Source organism: Paenibacillus ginsengarvi, assembly GCF_003626695.1.
In the GTDB taxonomy this organism is placed as follows: domain Bacteria; phylum Bacillota; class Bacilli; order Paenibacillales; family NBRC-103111; genus Paenibacillus_AB; species Paenibacillus_AB ginsengarvi.
Map to the genome: position 1 here is coordinate 46,769 of NZ_RBAH01000015.1, position 19,094 is coordinate 65,862.

The 19,094-nt window shown below is 55.1% G+C and carries 15 protein-coding genes; 10 read left to right on the forward strand and 5 right to left on the reverse strand.

Translation table 11 applies throughout. The features are described 5' to 3' along the window. Positions 1–86: 86 nt before the first annotated feature. The 9 genes from D7M11_RS20115 (at position 87) to D7M11_RS20155 (ending at position 12,069) form a co-directional block, all read left to right on the forward strand. A complete protein-coding gene (locus D7M11_RS20115; RefSeq protein WP_158606736.1) occupies positions 87–1,532 on the forward strand; it encodes an extracellular solute-binding protein in 1,446 nt (481 codons plus the stop codon). 58 nt (positions 1,533–1,590) lie between these two features. Next, positions 1,591–3,951 carry a helix-turn-helix domain-containing protein gene (locus tag D7M11_RS20120; RefSeq protein WP_158606737.1) on the forward strand — a complete coding sequence of 787 codons (2,361 nt, stop codon included), beginning with the start codon at positions 1,591–1,593 and terminating at the stop codon, positions 3,949–3,951. Positions 3,952–4,196: 245 nt separating this feature from the next. Continuing rightward, positions 4,197–5,165 (forward strand): sialidase family protein, encoded by a 969-nt coding sequence (locus D7M11_RS20125; RefSeq protein WP_120749043.1) that lies wholly within the window; start codon positions 4,197–4,199, stop codon positions 5,163–5,165. A 42-nt stretch (positions 5,166–5,207) separates the two neighbouring features. After that, positions 5,208–6,557 (forward strand): ABC transporter substrate-binding protein, encoded by a 1,350-nt coding sequence (locus tag D7M11_RS20130; protein ID WP_120749044.1) that lies wholly within the window; start codon positions 5,208–5,210, stop codon positions 6,555–6,557. A 22-nt stretch (positions 6,558–6,579) separates the two neighbouring features. Continuing rightward, a complete protein-coding gene (locus D7M11_RS20135) occupies positions 6,580–7,938 on the forward strand; it encodes an ABC transporter substrate-binding protein (protein ID WP_120749045.1) in 1,359 nt (452 codons plus the stop codon). 51 nt (positions 7,939–7,989) lie between these two features. Next, positions 7,990–10,263, forward strand: a complete 2,274-nt coding sequence (locus tag D7M11_RS20140) for a tail fiber domain-containing protein (protein ID WP_120749046.1) — start codon at positions 7,990–7,992, stop codon at positions 10,261–10,263. Positions 10,264–10,471: 208 nt separating this feature from the next. Further along, a complete protein-coding gene (locus D7M11_RS20145) occupies positions 10,472–11,134 on the forward strand; it encodes an SGNH/GDSL hydrolase family protein (protein ID WP_120749047.1) in 663 nt (220 codons plus the stop codon). A gap of 129 nt (positions 11,135–11,263) precedes the next feature. Continuing rightward, positions 11,264–11,683, forward strand: a complete 420-nt coding sequence (locus tag D7M11_RS20150; protein ID WP_120749048.1) for a hypothetical protein — start codon at positions 11,264–11,266, stop codon at positions 11,681–11,683. Beyond that, positions 11,680–12,069, forward strand: coding sequence for a glyoxalase superfamily protein (locus tag D7M11_RS20155; RefSeq protein ID WP_240041229.1), 390 nt, complete (start codon positions 11,680–11,682; stop codon positions 12,067–12,069). Before D7M11_RS20150 ends, D7M11_RS20155 begins: the two co-directional genes overlap by 4 nt. Before the next feature lie 617 nt (positions 12,070–12,686). On the opposite strand, the gene D7M11_RS20160 is transcribed toward D7M11_RS20155, so the two are convergent. After that, entirely contained in the window at positions 12,687–13,475 is a 789-nt protein-coding gene (locus tag D7M11_RS20160; RefSeq protein ID WP_240041234.1) for a prohibitin family protein, read from the reverse strand. A 208-nt stretch (positions 13,476–13,683) separates the two neighbouring features. Continuing rightward, complete coding sequence (gene mgrA / locus D7M11_RS20165) at positions 13,684–14,676, reverse strand: L-glyceraldehyde 3-phosphate reductase (RefSeq protein ID WP_120749050.1); 993 nt, start codon at positions 14,674–14,676, stop codon at positions 13,684–13,686. A gap of 243 nt (positions 14,677–14,919) precedes the next feature. On the opposite strand from mgrA, the gene D7M11_RS20170 reads away from it, so the two are divergent. Beyond that, a complete protein-coding gene (locus D7M11_RS20170) occupies positions 14,920–15,960 on the forward strand; it encodes an FUSC family protein (protein WP_120749051.1) in 1,041 nt (346 codons plus the stop codon). Between the two features lie 44 nt (positions 15,961–16,004). Here D7M11_RS20170 and D7M11_RS20175 read toward each other — a convergent pair whose 3' ends face one another. The 3 genes from D7M11_RS20175 to D7M11_RS20185 all read right to left on the reverse strand — a co-directional run bounded on the left by D7M11_RS20175 (position 16,005) and on the right by D7M11_RS20185 (position 19,029). Then, positions 16,005–18,188 carry a GDYXXLXY domain-containing protein gene (locus D7M11_RS20175; RefSeq protein ID WP_120749052.1) on the reverse strand — a complete coding sequence of 728 codons (2,184 nt, stop codon included), beginning with the start codon at positions 18,186–18,188 and terminating at the stop codon, positions 16,005–16,007. A gap of 132 nt (positions 18,189–18,320) precedes the next feature. Continuing rightward, positions 18,321–18,644 (reverse strand): thioredoxin family protein, encoded by a 324-nt coding sequence (locus D7M11_RS20180; protein ID WP_120749053.1) that lies wholly within the window; start codon positions 18,642–18,644, stop codon positions 18,321–18,323. After that, on the reverse strand, positions 18,616–19,029 hold the full coding sequence (locus D7M11_RS20185; protein WP_120749054.1) for a MerR family transcriptional regulator: 414 nt from the start codon (positions 19,027–19,029) through the stop codon (positions 18,616–18,618). The genes D7M11_RS20180 and D7M11_RS20185 overlap by 29 nt, the downstream gene beginning before the upstream one ends. Between the last annotated feature and the right edge of the window lie 65 nt (positions 19,030–19,094).

Below are 19,094 nucleotides of genomic sequence, written 5' to 3' on the forward strand. Positions count from 1 at the left end.
GGGAATGGTTAATGTTCCGCCTGTCATCTCTTATCATAAAACTAGGCGTAGGAGCAGCCCTGCTTTCACTGGCGTCAGGCTGTGAAATGAAAGCGCAACCAACCGAGCCGGTAACACTCAAGCTCATGCGCAGCGACCATCCGGCGCAAGCCTTGCGGACTGACAGTGTCGTCTTGCGCGAAATCGAAACGAGAACAGGCATCAAGCTCGAGATCGAACCGATTCCGCTGAGCAGCTACACGGACAAAAAGCGCGCGCTGCTCACCACCGATCATATGCCGGACATTTTGCTCATTAACCCGAACGAACTGAGCGAGTTTGTAAGATCGGGCCAATTTTTGCCGATATCCGATTACATGGAGCAAATGCCCCATTTCCGAAGCGTTGCAGCCGACCACCCGCAAATTCAGAGATTGTATGTGGATGGCAAGCTGTATGGGTTTCCCGTTACGGCCCAGCATTTTATCCAGGGCGGCAGGGCGCCGATGATCCGGACGGATTTGCTGCGGAAACTGGGTCTGGCCGTTCCCGAATCGTTCGAAGAGCTGTATGCAGTGCTAAGCAAGCTGAAGATGATATACCCGGATTCGGTGCCGTGGACGGCCAGAGGGCTGAGTTCGTTTTTCGGCGCGGTCGCCTTCGGCATGGGCTCCGGCTTCGGCATGTATTTCGATCCCGATATACGGGGCGGGAGCTACGTATACGGCTCGAATAAGCCGGCGTTCAAGCCGGTTCTGGAGTATATGAACAGGCTGTACCGCGAGGGGCTGCTCGATCCGGATTTCGACGTCAATACGCAGCAAATCTGGAGCGACAAGCTGAGCCGTGGACAATCGTTTTTTTACTACGACAACAATACGTTTGCGCTGAATTTCAACGAGACGTTAAAGCGGAGCAATCCCGATTACAAGCTGGAGCTGATTCCGTATTTCTCGAATGACGGCGGAACGAAACGAGGCTCCTTATACCCGAAAGGCTGGCTGACCGATATTTATGTGATAAGCTCCCATGTGAAGGACCCGACCAGAGTGATCCAGCTCTTCGATTGGCTGTACAGCCCGGAGGGAGCGGAAATTTCCAACTTTGGCAAGCTGGGCGAAACGTACGAGCTTGTGAACGGGGAGCCGAGATTCGTGGACAGCCTGGTGCAAAAGTATAAGCATTCGGCCGACCCGGTGCGCATGCTGCTGTCCGAAATCGGCGCCGGGCTGCTCGCCATCTCGCCGCATGTCGACGACAGGCCGAGCCGGCAGTTGTCGAATCCCGATTTGTTCCGCTGGAGCGAGCAGCTCAAAAACGATCCCGGAGCGTACGTAATTCCAAGTCTGGCTCCGGCTTTTACGAAAGAGGAACGGGAGCGGCTGACGGAGATTTCGTCGAAAATCGCGCCGATCGAACAAGAGGTGCTCAAGTTTATCATCGGCGCCAAGCCTTTGCGGGAGTTCGAGGAGTTTGCGGAGCGGCTGACTTTATCGGGCGTGCCGGAGATGGAAAGCATCTATAACAACGCCATGGCACGTACGGTGAAATGAGCGGGTGATGGCAGAGCGATAACGGCGGCCCATGCGAATCGAAGGGGGAGGGAAGCAGATGAGAAAACGGCAAAGGCCCGTTCGCGTGAACCGGTTGTTTTTGCAAATATGGCTTTACTTTTTATCGCTCCTCCTGCCGGTTGTGCTGATCGGGACTTTCACTTATTTTCATTTCGTCAATCAGTTCAAACGGGACTATACGGAAAAAATGACGATTAATCTGCAATCGTCCGCCGCTTCCATCGATAACGATTTGCGCATGGTGCAGGAGCTGGCCGTCGGCTTTTTTAACGACTCGTCTGTCATTCGTTTATTCAAGCCGTATACGACCTATACCCTGCAAGAGCGGTCTGAAATCTCGCAGATCCTTGGCAGCTTGCGCAATCTGCGCTCGGTCGCGAACGATTTCGTCGACGAGTTGTTTGTATTTACCGATTTCCATAAAGTGTATACAAGCGCCGGTCTTGTGGATTTTGATTCTTTTTTCGAAACGCATTACCGGTTCGATCAGTACGACAAGAGCTTTTGGCAGAAGAAGCTGGGCGGCGGACTTGGCGTCGACATCTTGGACCGCTCCCTCGTCAGCACCCCTTTGGCGCAAAAACAAGTGATTCCGCTGCTCACCACCGGCGTCGTTCAGGGCAACAAGACGCTGCTCGCCGCTTCCGTCTCTATCGATGCGATCCAAAAGACGCTGAAGGGGAGCGCGGCTTCCCCGAGTACCCGTTTTATCGTAACCGCTCGCGATCGTTTCCTGCTTGCTTCCGACCCAGGCTTTCCCAATCAGCAAGCGACCGAGGAGATAAGCAGGCGGATCGGGGTGGGGCCGGGTTATACCGGGACGATATCCATACAGAACGAAACGTACATCCCTACGATCGTCCGGTCGGAGATGTACGGCTGGGATTACTATGCGCTGACCCCGATAGGCGAGTTCAACAAGCAAGCGTCCGGTATCGTCAGTATGATCGTCATCATTTGCACCGTGCTTGTCGTAACCGGCGTCGCTTTTTCATTTGTGTTCACCTACCGCATCTACAATCCGATCCGGCATATATCGGATATTTTGAACCGGAAGGAGGACGACGATAGCGGGATTTCAAACGAAGCTGCGAACGATAACGAGTTTGCTCGGATCGGTCAGGGCATTCACCGGCTGATCGGGCACAATCGGAAGTTTCAGGATGAGCTGCACCTCGTCTCCACGGAATATTTGGACTACGCCTTGCTTCAGATGATTCAGGGCAATGACGTTCCGAAGGATTTGGACATCTCGAAAATGATCCGCAGTCAGATGCGATATAAGCACGACAGCTTCATTTGCTACACCATTTTGTTCGACTTTCAGGATGAGTTTTATGCCTCGATCCAGGACGTGGACCGCATACGCATTCAGAGCAAATTGAAAAAGCTGATTGCGGGCATGCTGCAGGACTGCACCGATTTGTACGTCCTGGAGTGCAAGCAGCATCAGTATATTAGCTTGTTCAACGTCGAGGCCAGCAGCGATTTGGCCGCCATTCGCGAAGGCTTGACCCGGTTTACGGAAACGTTCCGCTATGACGCCTTGTACTGTAAAATCCATGTCGGGGTCGGGAGCGTAAGTCCCGGTCTCGAAGGGATCGCGGGGTCGTATCGCGTCGCGATGGCCGATCTGCAAAGCCAAACGCCCTGCGCCGAGTTTTTGACGCTGCGTGCGGAGGATCGGGAATTACGGTACAGCGCCCAATACTTTTTCTCCGACGAAAACAAGCTGCTTAATTTGCTCAAGGCGGGCGATGCGGACGCAGCGGCGGAGTTTATCGAGGACATGCTGCGGGCGAGCGAGGAAAAGGGGGCTTCGCCGCAGCGATTGAGCATGCTCCTGTCCGATATGTACCATACGGCTGAACGGTTTATGTCCGAAAGAGGGATCGCGATGGACGGTCATCTGTCGGACGGTGAGCGGCGTTTGCTCGTTCATTCGGGCGAGCACGGAGCCGATTTTGCAAGCAGGAAACAGCTGCTGCTCACGTTTTACCGCGGACTTGCCGGAACGACCGTCCGCCAGCAGCAGGCGTACAAGTCCGGCGCGCTCGTTTCCACGATTATGAATTATATTGACGAGCATTATGCCGAAGATTTATATCTGGACAAAATATCGGAGGAAATGAACGTTTCCGTCAAGTATGTATCGCGGATCTTCAAGGAGAAGACCGGGATGAACATTACGGATTACATCAGCGAGGTACGCATAGGCAAAGCGAAGGAGCTGCTCGTGCATACCGATCTGACGATCTACGATATCGCCGAGAAGGTGGGCATCAGCAACCGAACGACGTTTCTGCGCACGTTTAAAAAGATGGAAGGCTTGTCGCCGACCGATTTTCGCAAATCGTTCTCGAGGGGAACTTCCCGTGAGCCGTTTGTCCGGGAATAAATTTATCGATCTATAGTCCGCATCCATCCGGTTGCGGGCTTTTTTAACGTTACGACCACTTTACGCGGGTATTTGAAATATGCAGCACGGTAGAAATATGCATCCAAATCGCTTGCAGGGAGAAAAACGATGCGCCAAGTTCCCTTACTGCTTCTTGGAAGCGTCCGCATCCCGGGGTATAGTGATTCCTGAATACGGCCGTATTCGCAAATGGAGATGAAAAACAAGCGGAAGGGTGGGCCCTATTGAAGGTTACCGCTAAAGAGAAACAGTATATTTTTGAAGACCGCCGGCCGTTTGCGAGCTGCCATGCCTCGTCGCTGGTTGTTCTGGAGAAGGAAGATCTGCTTGCGGTCTGGTTCGGGGGCACGAAGGAAGGGGCTAACGATGTTGCAATCTGGAGCTCCAGACGCACCCGGGGCGAATGGAGCGAGCCGAGGAAAGTTGCGTATAAGGAAGGACTTCCCCATTGGAACCCGGTACTGTTCCGAACGAAGGACGGACATCTGCAGCTCTATTACAAAGTCGGCCACACGATTCCCCACTGGAGTACGATGGTTGCGACTTCGCTGGATGGGGGAGCAAGTTGGTCAACGCCGCATCCTTTAGTTGAAGGCGATGTAGGCGGTCGTGGGCCGGTACGCAGCAAGCCGATCTATGTAAGCAGCGGCAAGCTGCTAGCCCCAGCTTCGGTCGAAACGTTGCAGCAGTGGGATGCGTTCGTCGATATTTCCGACGACGATGGCATTACGTGGACGAGAAGCGCGAATGTGCCAGTCGATCACCGCGGTTTTCCCGGAAAAGGGATCATTCAGCCGACGCTATGGGAATCGCCGGAAGGGGTGCATATGCTGCTGCGCAGCACGGCGGGAGCGATATACCGGAGCGACTCCCGGGATCAAGGCGTTACCTGGTCGGCGGCTTATCGGACGACACTTCCAAATAATAACAGCGGCATCGATCTGGCGCAGACGGAAAGCGGCGTACTGGCGCTCGTCTACAATCCGGTCGGCACCGACAAAGGGCCAAGAACGCCGCTCGTCGTCCGTTTATCTGCCAGTAACGGCGAGACTTGGGACCATGAGCTTGTTTTGGAGTCGGAGCCCGGCGAGTATTCTTATCCGGCCATTATTGCCGAACAAAACCGTCTCTATATAACGTACACGTGGAATCGGGTTAGGATCGTTTGCTGGAGCCTGACGCTGGAAACGTAAATTTGCACGATTATACAACTTGATGATGCGGGGGAGAAAGAGATGCAGAGTAGAAGAGTGGCGGTCGTATGTGCCGGATTATGCGCGCTGCTGATAAGCGCGGGCTGCGGGGGAGGCGGCGAATCGCCAGCGAAAAAAGGGGCGGACGGGTCCGTGGGCGCAGAGCGGACGGAAACGGGCAAATCGGCGGCGGTCGATACGACGCCGGTTACGCTGACTTTGTTCCCGTCTGTCGGGATCGAAGACAAGGATATGAACAACTTGATCATCCAGCCTGTCCGCAAAAAGTATCCGCATATTACGATCGAAATGATTAAGCCGGGTAAAGGAACGATGATCCAGGACTTGGTCACGGCCGGTCAGCCGCCGGATTTGCTGTATACATGGAATGGCGGCCTGCCGACTTTCCAGGCTTTCGATCTGTTGTACGACATCGCCCCGCTAACGCAGAAGGCGGGGATCGACTTGTCCCGGTTCGAACCGGTTGTACTCGACGCCATCAAGGTGCTGTCGGCCAAAGGCGAGTTGTATGCGCTTCCTTTTGCCGTGAATTTTAATGCGCTCTACTACAATAAAGACATATTCGACAAGTTCGGCGTAGCCTATCCGAAGGACGGTTTGACGTGGGAGGATACGCTGGAGCTGGCCAAAAAATTGTCGCGCAGCGACGGGGGCGTCCAGTACCGGGGACTCGATCCGGAAGCGGTATCCCGGTTGTCCAAGCCGTTCGGACTTACTTATGTCGATTACAAATCGGAGAAGGCGGCGATCAACAAGGAAGAATGGAAGCGGGTTTACGAACTGGCGCGCAGCATTTATGCGATCCCCGGCAACCAGCCGGCGTCGTTTTTAAACGCGAATGCGAAGCCTGCTTTCCTCAAGGACAAAAATTTGGCGATGCTGGCGACGATCAATTTGTTCAATCTCGCTTTGGAAGAAGCAACGAAGGAAGGATTGAACTGGGACGTGGCCCAGTATCCGAGCAATAAGGATAAACCGAATGTGTACGGGCATGTCGATGCCAATGTGATCGCCATAACGAAAACAAGCAAATACAAAGAGGCGGCGATGCAAGTGCTTGAGGTCGTTACGTCAGACGAGGTTCAACTGCTCTCTGCCAAAACGACGGCGAGATTATCCTCCTTGAAAAATCCGGAAATGAAAAAACAATTGGGGGCCGATCTGCCTTTCTTGAAAGGAAAACGGCTGGAGTCGATTTTCAAAAGCGCGCCCGTTCCGGCGCCGGCTTACTCGCAGTTTGAAGACAGCACGACCAATCAGATCGTGCTGAAAAGCTTCGAGGACTATTTTAACGGCAAAGATCTGAACTCCTCGCTGAGAGAGGCGGAGGAGAAAATGAACAAGCATATCGGGGAGAGCAAAACAAAATAAAATAAAAAAGGGGATCAACACAATGGTCAAAAACACGATTGCTGTATCCAGCGCCATGCTTGTTTTGTTTGGAGCGCTGCTAGCCGGCTGCGGCGGAAGTGGGGGAAAGACGGGCGGGAACGAGTCCGGGGGGAAAGGGGCTTCCGTACCTGGCGATAAGGCAGCGACATCCGTTCAGCCTGTCAATAACGAGCCGGTCACGATTACGTTTGGCTACCGGTCGGGGTACTTTACCGAGCAGGAAATTCAGGAGTACATTATTGAACCGCTCAAGAAGACGCATCCGCATATTACCGTTAAGCCGCTGTTTATCGATAACAAAACGGTGACGCTGCCAAACTTGATCGCGGCGAAGGAAGTTCCGGACATCATTACGACGAACTCGCTCACGCTGCAAGATTTCAAGCAGATGGATCTGCAGTTCGATATGACCGAGCTGATCAAAAACCAGAAGATCGATCTGAGCAAGTTCAAGCCCGATGCGCTCGATTCGCTCAAAATCACGAACCAGACGGACTATCTCGTCGGATTTCCGTATACGGTGCAATTCAACGCGCTTTATTACAACAAAGACATTTTCAATAAATTCGGCGTCGCTTATCCGAAGGACGGTATGACCTGGGCGGAAGTAGCGGAGCTGGCGAAAAAGCTGACGAGGGTATCGGATAATGTGCAGTATCGCGGCTTGGAGCCCGACTCCGTGTTCCGGCCCGCCTCGCAGCTGGAGCTGCCGCTGATTGACCCGACGACCTACAAATCGATTGCGAATACCGATCAGTGGAAGCGCGTATTCCAGATGGTTAGGGACATCTATGAAATTCCCGGCAACTCGGATATTAAGTCGCTCGGCAACGGCATCAAGGATTTCAACCAAACGCAGACGATTGCGATGATCGCGGGCTTGAACTGGCTGAGCTTTATGAACGACGACAAAATAAAGGCAACCTTTACGAACTGGGATATGGCCTCTTACCCGGTGTTTCCGGAGAAACCCGGAATCGGGACGCAAATCGACATTCATCTGATGCTGCTGAGCAAAACGAGCAAAAATAAGGAAGCCGCCTTGCAGGTGATGAGCCAGATGTTCTCCGAAGAATCCCAGCTGGCTATGGTGCGAAATGGGAAAGGAGCGGTGCTCAAAGATAAAAAGTTCGAGGAGGAGTTCGGCAAAAACCTCGATATTTTAAAAGGCAAAAACGTGCAGGCGATATTCAAAACGAAGCCGGCGAAGCCTTTCCCGCCGACCGAGTTCGCCAGCAGAGCGTTAAACGACGTAACGAATCTGATGGGCAAAATCATCAAGGAGCAATTGGATCTGAATACGGCTTTGCGTCAATTCGACGAAGAGCAGACCAAAAAGTATGCCGAAGCGCGCCGCTAAAGCAACGTTATAGTACGGAATCATCGAACAAATCGAAGGAGTGATTCGAAGATGACGGAAAAAAACGATAACCAGATTTCGGAGCAGATGGGTGACAGCGGTTCCGCCAAGCCACTGAGCCGAAGAAAGGTGCTTGCGGGCGTTGGCCTTGCGGGTGCGGCTATCGTATCCGCGGAGCTGCTTCGGCTCGGATCGTCAGCCAGCGCAGCGCCGTCGGTTCACGGGGCGGTTTACGGCAGCGGGAACGCAAGCGGTCTTCGGGCGGAGCTGGCGGATCAATCGGACGCCGAGAAGGGAGCCGCGCTCGTCGGTTATTCCGGGAGAACGGTGGCCGACAAGCTCGGAGAGATCGTCAGCGCGGGCGATCGGCAGGGAGACACGCAGCTTGCCGCAGATTCGGCCGGAGGCAAAGTTTATTTGGTGCCGCAGGAGTCGAATATCGTCATTCAGGTACCGGCGCAATATCCGGATCTGAATGCGGCGCTTCGCGCGATCGAAAGCTGGATCATTCCGGCTAGCGCCACGGTTCGCATCCAGCTAGCCGCAGGACAGCACGTCATGCCCGGCGCTACGCGGATCAGCCACCCTTATGCCGAGCAGATTCAGATCAAGGGAGCCGACATTAATCTGACCGCTAAGGCGACGGCGCAAGTTAACGTAACCGGCGCTGCGGGCGAATATTTCGTCTCGCTGGCGGTTACCACGGCGGCTGGGCTAGCGGCTGGGGATTGGGTCATGATCCGCAAAACCGCAGGCTCAGGCAATCATTATGCGCATGTCGGGTTTTGGGAAGTGACGGGGATAACCGGCAGCCAGATTACGGTGCGCAACCGTCACCGTCAGTCCGCGTTTCCGACGAATACGCTGACATCGGCGGAGATTAACAAGGTCGGCACGATATTGAAGTATAACGGGACGGACGGCATCGTCGTGCGCGGCGCCAGTGTCGGCCTACTTGAGGATGTCGGCATCGTCGGCAATATGTACGACTATTGGAACCCGGCGAACGTGACGGGAACGGAGAAAGGCACGCACGGCATCTATGTCGGCTCCAATACGATCATTAACGGCGCGGCTGCTCCCGGAGGCGAGAACCCGCTTGGCATCTCCGGCGGTTCCATCTCCCTGGGCGAGTTCGTGTGCGTCAGCCAGTTCGATCAGCAAGGCTTGTGCATCGCAGGCGGCTCCGGCATATACGGGAAATCTGTCGTATCTACCGGGAATGGCCGGAGGGGATTCTACGTCGGCACGTCCAGCGCAATAGAGATCAAGTTCTGCATCGCTGCGGGAAATTATTTGGATGGCGTCATCGCGGATTACGGCGGATGTTTTAATACGAGCGGCGCGATTTTCTCCGGCAACCGGCAGGACGGCGGGTTTGCTTTCAACGGTGGATCGTTGATCGCCCCGAATACGGTGGCGGCGGGAAATGCGGTCAACGGCTTCGAGGCGAGAGCAGGTGCGCAGATCAGCGTGGACGGAGCCACTGCGATCTATAACGGCTATAACGGCATTAATGGAGAGTACGGGGGAAGAATCTCCTGCACAAGCGCGGTCTCGACCTTTAATGCGCGGGACGGTCTGGCGCTCGCCTTCGGGGCTGTGGCAAGAGCGACGAACGTGAACTCCAGCAGCAATACCCGTTATGGTGTGTATTGCGATGGCGGCTCAACCGCAGTCGTATCCGGAGCGACGACAACGGCAAATGCAGCGGCGGATCGTCTGGCCAAGCAGATGTCCGTCATTCAGGACGGAGCGGCCTATACGCCCGGGACGATCGACGGCATATCTCGCCAAACGTTCAGAAACGGAACGGCGTATGTCGACGAGACGATTACAAGCGGAGGCGATCTGGCGCTATCGTTTAACGGGACTTTGCAATTTCTGTTCAAAAGCGGCGGAACGTTCCAACCGGCCCGGGACGGCACGCAGGACATCGGCACATCGGCCAACCGGTTTCGCGATATTTATGCGGCGAACGGGTTGATTCAAACGTCCGACGAGAGACTAAAGCATCATATCGACGAGTCCGATCTGGGGTTAGCGTTCGTAGCGAAGCTAAAGCCGGTCAAATATGAAAGGGTCGACGATCAAAGCGGGCGAGTCCATTACGGCTTGCTGGCGCAGGATGTGGAGCGGCTGCTTCAGGAGCAGGGCATGGCGGATCACGAGTTTGCCGCCTTGAATCGTCCTTCAAGTCCGGGCGACGGGGCGAAAGCTGCCGGCGAAGCGGCCTACGGTTTGCGTTATACCGAATTTATTGCGCCTCTTATCAAGGCCGTGCAGGAGCTTGCCGCACGTGTTCATGCTCTGGAAGCGCATTAAGCCGCTTTAACGGAATTTTATCTTAAAGTTTCCCTTGGCGCCGGATTCGGCGCCTTTTTGCTGCAATCCGTTCGATTTATCGACTACTGATTACCTTTTATTGACGGTGCTAAGACAAGGGCGTATGATTCGGAGAGGAAGGATGTATTCGACCCCGAGCCGGTTGCTCGCGAATACAAGAATCAAGAAGATAAGGTGGGTATAAACGATGAAGCTAGCTGCATTCGGAGATAGCATTACGGCAGGGCAATATTTGCAGGAAAGCGACACGTATTTGCACCTGTTGTCGGCCCGATTCGGACTCGAGCCGATTAATGCGGGCGTACCCGGCAATACGATCGGGCAAGGACTGGCGAGGTTCGAGCAGGATGTGCTAGCCAAACGGCCGGATATTTGCATCGTCGCGTTCGGCATGAACGATCATGTGAATACGGCGCCGGAGCAAGCGAAAACGCCGCTTGCGGAATTTCGCGCGAAGCTTGCGTCAGTCGTGGAAAGGCTGCGAGCCGAAGGGATCGCTCCGCTGCTCTGTACGATTAGTCCGATTATCGAGGGCGACAGGGAGGCGTATTACTATAACCGCCACCCCGAGGAGTGGTATCGCAATCCGGATGGTGCGCAGGCGTGGATCGATATGTACAGCGAGCAAATTCGCGACGTAGCCGCCGCATACGAAGTGCCGCTTGCCGATATCTCGCTGCGCTGGCAGCGGTATGTCGACGAAGGCGGCAGTTTGCGCGACGCGCTGCGGACGACGGAGAACAGCGGCGTGGCCGACGGCGTTCATCCGACCGCCGAGGGGCAGCGATTGTTCGCCGAATGCATCGGCGAAGTGCTGGCGAGCCGTTTTCCGGTGCAGGAAATGCGCTGAGTCCGCAGCCCCCCGCGTGAGGCGATATGCGGAATTGCGGGGTGGATTGAACCGTTTGCCGCCGTTTGCCGTCCATATCGATATAGCCCAATTATGGGATAAGATGGGATGAGGTGGTGAGGGACAGAGATGGCGACGATCGTTTTACATAAGCCGAGCCAGATCAAATATTTGCTTCTGGGCACCGGTTACGGCGTTTACCGGTCACGCCTTCCCGGCGTTATCGGAGGCTCGTTATTTCCGCAAACGGATGAAGGGGAAATTCCGGTAGCCGCCGTTTGCGACCGCAGCGGCAACATGCTATGGCTGCTGACAGAGGAACTGCTCGTTCTGGAAGTGGACGGGAAGCCGGTCGAAACCTGGTTCGGCCCGGAATCGGCGCAGGCTCTAGAGTCGGCAGAGTACGGTTTCGTTCAGCTCGAGTATGAGCTGTGTCCCGGCTGCGGCAGTAGGGTGGCGTCCAGCGCGAATAAGTGCCCTTCGTGCGGGCTCGCGCTTATTGTCGAGGAAACGGATACGGAAGATGGAACAAGGAGGGATGGCGAATGACGAAGCAGAACGGGATCGAGATGAATCGGGTCGTTCCGATTTTGCGCATGTTCGATGTGGCGCTTACGAAACAGTTTTATATCGATTTTCTCGGCTTCAGCCTTGATTGGGAGCATCGGTTCGAGGACGGGTTTCCGCTTTATATGCAAGTGTCTTACGGTGACTGCAGGCTGCATTTGTCCGAGCATTTCGGAGACGCTTCTCCCGGTTCGGCCGTACGGATCGAAGTCGAGGGCATCGCCGCGTTTCATGCCAAGCTTCACGAGCGGCCGTACAAATACGCCCGTCCGGGTTTGGAAAAAAAACCGTGGGATTCGACGGAGGTATCCGTTCAAGACCCTTCAGGCAACCGGCTTCATTTCTTCGAGTCGGATAAGGAAGAGTAAGGCGCGTACTAAAGGGGGCGGATTTTGGAAGCCCTGGGTAACCCCTAAAAAGTTGCGGAAAAAGCGGGCGATTCTTTCGGTTAGATTACTTCGACCTGAATAGTCATGGCAAAAAGACGCCTCCATCCCCACGTTTACAGTGGTTTTGGAAGCGTCTTTGCCTATCGTTTGAGATGGTTTCGTTTGCGCTCCCCTTTGGGGACAGTCTCTTTATCGGTCTATTCGGTTTTGGAGGGGAATGGTACTGCGACGACTTCACCAGCGGACATCGGTGAAAGGAGGGAGTTGGTTTAAATAAAAGCTTTTGAGGCGTGTTATCCTACCTGTACTTGGGCTGTGCGCAGGCATAGCAGTCTTTTGAGCCACTTATTTCGTGACAAAATCGCTGTTGGAGCCAGGTGCGCGGGGTATAAGAGGCCCAAAAGCACTCTATTTTTCCAAAAACACCAGTTTCCAGGTGGATAGAAGTCTCAAAAGGCTTCTATTTATTTGTAAACTACCTGCCTATGACGGTGGGCGGGACAACGCAAAAAGGCCGGACAGAAAACGTTACGTTTTCCCGCCCAGCCTTTTTATTTTGGGGGCTATTGGACAGTCCCTTTTCCGTATTCGCAGCTTTACGGCTGCACGTTGATAAACGGCGTGGCTCCTCCGGTTACGTTCGGCAGCTTGCCGTCCCATTTCTCAATCGCCTTGAGCTGCGCCTCGATTTGACGAAGCTCGACAAGCTCCTTCGTCACTTCCTGCTTCTGCAGCCGGAGCGCTTCCGCTTGCGCCTCGGCGCGTGTAATTTCCTGTTCTTTCTCGATTTTGATCCGCTCGAGATCAAGCTTCGACTTGAGCGCCTGTTGCTCGGCGATCTGCTTTTGCTCGATGGCGCGGTCGAATTCCTCGGAAAACTTAAACTCGGTAATGTTGATATCGTCGAGGATCATATTATACAGGCTGAGCTTGGCGGCGAGCGCTTCCTTCACCTTCGAGCTGACCTCCGACCGTTTCGAGATCAGGTCCTCCGCCGTATACTGCGCGGTTACCGCCTTTAACGATTCGCCGATAGCGGGATCGACGATGCGGGCTCTGTACTCCATGCCGACATTTTTGTACAGATTGTTGATGGTCGTGCCGTCCAGATGATAGTTGACCGCAAGCGTCGTCGTGACCGTCTGCAAATCGCGGCTGGCCGACACTTGATTAGACTCGGCTTTTTGAACGCGCACCTCGATCGGAACGACCGTCTGGATAAACGGCATCTTAAAGTGCAAACCCTCCTCGAACACTTTCGGCTGAACGGCTCCGAGCTGGAGGATGACGCCCCGGTGTCCCGCTTGCACAATCGTGAACGATTGGAAGGCGAGCACGGCGATAACGATGACGATTACGAGTCCGGTTACCCCTTTGGAAATCATGTTCGGATTCGGCTGACGCACTACTTTCGGATCAGTCATGAGTCACTTTCCTTTCTGTATGTTCAGTTCGGTCCTAATAGCTTACCATACGCAATAATCGTTCCGAGGTTTCAAAAAACGGAGATAAATCGTAAAAATGAAGGAAATCTCGGCCGAAATGGCCGAGATTTCGTATTATCGGGCAAAGCCGCATGATTTTAAATAGCCGTTACACCTGTAAAATATGTTCGATTCGCGCAAGTTCCTCGCCGCTGAACTCCAGATTCGCTAGGGCGGCTACGTTCTCCTCGATTTGCGAAACGCGGCTGGCCCCGATCAGGGCGGAGGTGACGCGTCCGCCGCGCAGCACCCAAGCCAGCGCCATCTGCGCCAGCGATTGTCCTCTTTCGGCGGCGATATCGCCCAGCGCGCGGATTTTGGCCAGCTTCTCTTCCGTAATATCTTTCGATTTCAGGAAACCGGTCGCCTTCGCCGCGCGCGAATCTTCCGGAATGCCCGCCAAATATTTGTTCGTCAGCAGCCCCTGGGCGAGCGGGCAAAAGGCGATTGAGCCGGCTCCGACTTCATCCAGCACGTCCTGAAGTCCGTTCTCGATCCACCGGTTCAGCATCGAATACGAAGGCTGATGAATGAGCAGCGGCGTTCCGAGCTGCTTCAAGATGGCGGCCGCTTCCGCCGTTTGCTCGGCGGAGTAGGAGGAGATGCCCGCGTACAGCGCCTTCCCTTGCCGCACGACATGGTCGAGCGCCATCATCGTTTCCTCCAGCGGCGTATTCGGATCGGGCCGGTGTGAGTAAAAAATATCGACGTAGTCGACGCCCATCCGCTTCAAGCTTTGATCGAGGCTGGAAACCAAATATTTGCGCGAGCCCCATTCGCCGTACGGCCCCGGCCACATGTAATAACCCGCTTTCGTGGAAATGACCAGCTCGTCCCGGTAGCCGGCGAAGTCGGACTGGAGAATACGGCCGAAATGCTCCTCGGCGCTTCCCGGAGGGGGCCCGTAGTTGTTCGCCAAATCGAAATGGGTAATGCCGAGGTCGAACGAGCGGCGAAGCATAGCCTTCATATTTTCCAACACGTCGACGCCGCCGAAGTTATGCCACAAGCCGAGCGAAATCGCCGGCAGCTTCAGGCCGGACTTGCCGCAGCGATTATACTTCATCGATTCATAACGGTTATCCGCAGGGGAATACGTCATAACGGTTCACGCTCCTTTATTTGGATGGTCCCCCTCATCATACCGCCCGGTCCGTTATCCCGCAACCGCAAGTTGTCCTAGCGAAGCGGGGGCTAATAGAGCCGGCAGTGTTGGCCGGAAGCAGGACTGGACTAGGAGTATGCGCCGCATCGGGCAGCCGGCAGGGTCTCGACTTGTTGGATTCACGCGCGGATTGTATAATTCTTTTTATCGTTAAATACCACGACCGAAGGAGGAGTCGCCATGACATTCGGCCCCCGGATGCTCAAGACCGGCATTGCCGTCACCCTGGCTTTATACATAAGCACTTGGCTCCAGTTTTCTCCTCCCGTCATCTCCGCCGTAGCCGCGATATTCGCCATGCAGCCGACGATTTACCGCTCTTGGCGTTATTTTCTCGATCAGGTGCAAACGAATACGCTCGGAGCCGTCATGGCGGTGCTGGCCGGCACCTTTTTCTCCAACGAGCCGATCGCCATCGGGGTCGTGTGCGTTCTCGCCATTATGTGCTGCATCAAGTTGAAAATGGAAGAAACGATAGGACTAACGCTGGTGACGGTCGTCGCCGTTATGGAGGCGTCCGGGGCCGGGCAATGGGAGTTCGCGCTCAACCGGTTTCTGCTCAGCCTGATCGGCATCGTATCGGCATTCGTCATCAACATAACGGTGCTGCCTCCGAAGCCGAAGCAGCAGTTTCACGAACAGGTGCGTTCGGTATTTACACAACTGTCCTTGCTGCTGCGAACGGCGATATCCGACGAGATCAAGGAGAAGGTGTTCCGCGATCAGAAGCAGTCGCTTCAGGACAGCCTTGTTTCGCTGGCCGCCAAGTACAAACTGCTGGAGGAAGAGCAGAAGAAGCTGAAACGCGCCAAATACAGGCTGAAGCGCCAGCTCGTGGTGGACAAGCAGATGCTGTATACGCTGCAGAAAGGCTATGAGGTGCTGGAGGCGGTGCAGGAGCATTTTTTCCAGGCCGAACGGACGCCGGAGATGAACAAAAGCTACGATCGCCATCTGGAGAAAATGATCAAGTTTCACGAGCATGTGCTGCTCAAATTCGACGACCGGCTCAAGCCGGGCAGTTGGGACTCGGCGCCTGCGGAAACCGCGAACGATCTGTTCATGCAGCGGGCGACGGAAAGCTGCAAGGAAGACCAGCCAGGTTCCAGGCGGCTGCTGATCGTCGCTGCCACGATCTACGATTACGGTCATCAGGCCGCTCGCCTGAACCGGATGATCGAGCATGTGGACCAGTCGGACGAAGAGAAGGAGGAAGCGTGAGCGCGTCTTGACGACGCGGGCGCTTCCTCCTTCCTGTGAGTTACTTATGGAGCTGTTTCGTGTAGGGCGACGATCAGCGCGTTGCCGCTCGAGGCCAGCCGGATTTCGGCATATTTGGCTTTCCGCTGCGTTTCGATGCCGGTGCCTTCCGGGACGAAAAAGCTTTCGATGCCGTATTCGATCCGGTATCCGTTCCACTTGCCGTTCAAAACCGCCTCGCCGGGCTGGAGCGTTGTGCCGTCCTCGTACAGCCGCTTGAATTCGTACACGCCGCTTGGCGTCCGGGCGATGACGACCGGCAGCTTACGGCCGATATGAGGTTCGTTCTGGGTGAACGAAGCCGGCGGCGCAGAGACGGTATAACGCAGCTCCACGTAATCGCCTTGCAGGAGCGAGCGGGGGTCGAGCGGCAGCAGCTCGAGATAGATCGTTTGACCGCTGGCCAGTATCGTTTCGCTGCGGCCGATCTGAACCGAGAGGACGAGAAGCTGGGCGACCACAACCGCCGTTATCCCCAAAAACCGAAGCCGGCTGCGCCCCGCAGCGGGCTTTTCTGCGCGCTCCGCTTTTATCGTTCTGCGTTCCGCGATGTAGGTTACCGCGATCAGGACGAAACCGATCAGCGCCAGACTCCAGGACTTGTGCAGCAGCTTCCAGGCGGTGTCGTAATATTTCCACGCGACGAACAGTCCCGATAAGACAAGCGTAAACCGGTATGCCGCGCTTTCGTCCGCGCGGTGAGCAAGCGCGATGCAAGCGATCAGCGTCAGCGCGTACAGCCCGTCGTAGGCGTAATGTTCGCCGGCAAACGTAAGCGCGAAGAAGATAAGCAGAAACGCATAATACCCGCACATTTTCAGCGCCCGACCGAGCTCCGGATTCCGGATGAAACGATGCAGCCAGGCGAGCACCGGCATGGCTACGGTTAGTATAGTCAGTGTCAGCTTCACATCTTCGAGCTGCTGGCCGAGACTGAGGCCGGCGATGACGATGGTGCCGGCGAACCAGAGCGCGCGTTCGGCGAAGCTTTTGCCGCTATAAAAAGCAATCGCCGTAGCCGCGATATATATCGGGAGCAGCCCCGCCTGATCCGCTACGAGCGCTGTCCCGACCCCTATACAGAGGCCGATGGCGAGCAGCGTATAACGGACGACCGAATTCAGCTTTCTCGCAGCCGTCATGCTAAGCGTAGCCATTAGGCCGATACCGGAGAGGACGTATTCGGGATGATCGAATTCCGTTACGAGCAAAATGAAGCCGATCAGGGTAACTGTGCCGATCAGCGTACCGACGGCAATGACGGTGACTGTCAGCGCGCGGATGATCATATCACGTGCATTAATGCCTGATCTCTCCACCTTGTCGCCGGCGTCTTCCGGAGCGGCTAACGACCGGACATATTGGATCCATCTTGCGCCGCCCCAAATGAACAAGCCTACGAAGATCAGGCCGGTAACGAAGAAGGCTTCGGCCGCTTCGAAATGAAACAGCAGCTCGACATATTTCATCACGAGAAATATAGAGACAAGCAGCCCGGTCCACAGCAGATACAGCTGGTTGACGCTGCGAATAAAACGCCGGATCAAAAAAACGGTCGCTCCGATAAAAACGATGTTGAACCAAACGTAATATGCTTCGAACGCCAGCGAGTTGGACAACAAAATGACAATGCCCATCCCGACCGTATAGGACAGGAACGCAATAACCGGCGACGGCAGCCGTTTCGAGGACGACAGTACGTAAATAATGCCGTTCAGAAGCGCAAGTGCGGATACGATCAGAATGACGATGCCGTCCGCATAATCGCGGCTGCCGATTGTCGGGAAAAAAGCGAGCCAGTACGCCAGATGACCGAGCACGTAGGCGAGTACATAAAAGGGCTGCCAGCGGACCGCGATCGCAAAAGCTATAGTGGCCACAAACCAGATTAAAAACAGCACATAGCTGTCCGCGTGCGAATTGTACGTCTGGCCGACGACGGCCAGGGATACTCCGAAGGTTACGTTTACGGAAAGCAGTGAAAGCCGGCTCAAAAACTGCCGATGCGGGCGGGACGCGAGATATACGTACAGGCCGTAAAGGGCGATTACCAGCATAACAAGCGGCGTCAGCTTTTGCCAGCGATCCAGGGCGCCCCAGTTGGAGGCGAAAAAGTAGACGAGTGCGGCCAGCAGCGAGCCGCAGCCGAGCGCATACCCCGTGTTGTGAAAAGCGGTTTTCGTTTTCATAGCTCCTCCCTCCGGACGCGCTCGGATACTTGGAAGCGAGCAGGTCCTTTGGTTCTATTGTACTCGTTCGGCGTATATAACCAAGTACTAATTTTATATAGTACCGATCTTTCCGAAGGAAGGAGCTTTCAGTCAAGCGTTCATCCAGCCGCGTACCGTGCCGAGCAGCTCGTGCTGCGAACGGAAACCGACCGCCTTGTTTACCGGCTCTCCGCGCCGGAACAGGACGAAGGTGGGCATTCCCATAATGCCGAGCTGCCCGGCAAGGGCGGGATTGTCATCCACATTCATTTTGGCGATGGCCAGACGGTCGCCGAGCTCGCGATCCAGAAGCTCCAGCGCCGGTTCGGCGGCGCGGCAAGGCCCGCAATGCGGGCTGCCGAATTCAACGAGCACCGCTTCCCGCTCGTTGACGAGCTGCGTCCAATTATGATCCGTTATCGAGATGGCTGCCACTATAGGTTCCTCCCTGTGCGTCTTTGACCGCGTCGCCCCGTTCCTCCAAAATCGACTGGACCCGTTCGCTCAAATTCGACTTGATCTGCTCCAGCAGTCGGATCTGTTCGTCGAGTTCGGCGATTTTATATTCGTATACCGGGACGATGTCGCGGCAGAACGCTTCCTTATTTTGCAGCACGCAATGCAAAAATCCGGCGATTTGCTCGGTGGAGAAGCCGAGATTCAAGTACAGCTTGATCGTCTCCACCTGCCGGACCGCAAACGGGCTATATTCCCGGTAGCCGTTGTCGCAGCGGGCCGGCGCAAGCAGCCCCATCTGCTCGTAATATCTGAGCGAACGCAAGCTTACGCCCGTAAGGCGGGACAGTTCTCCGATTTTCATGGCGTTCCTCCGGAAGTGCAATATCGATTTCGTGCTGCCATTTTACTATAAACGCTGACACTGAT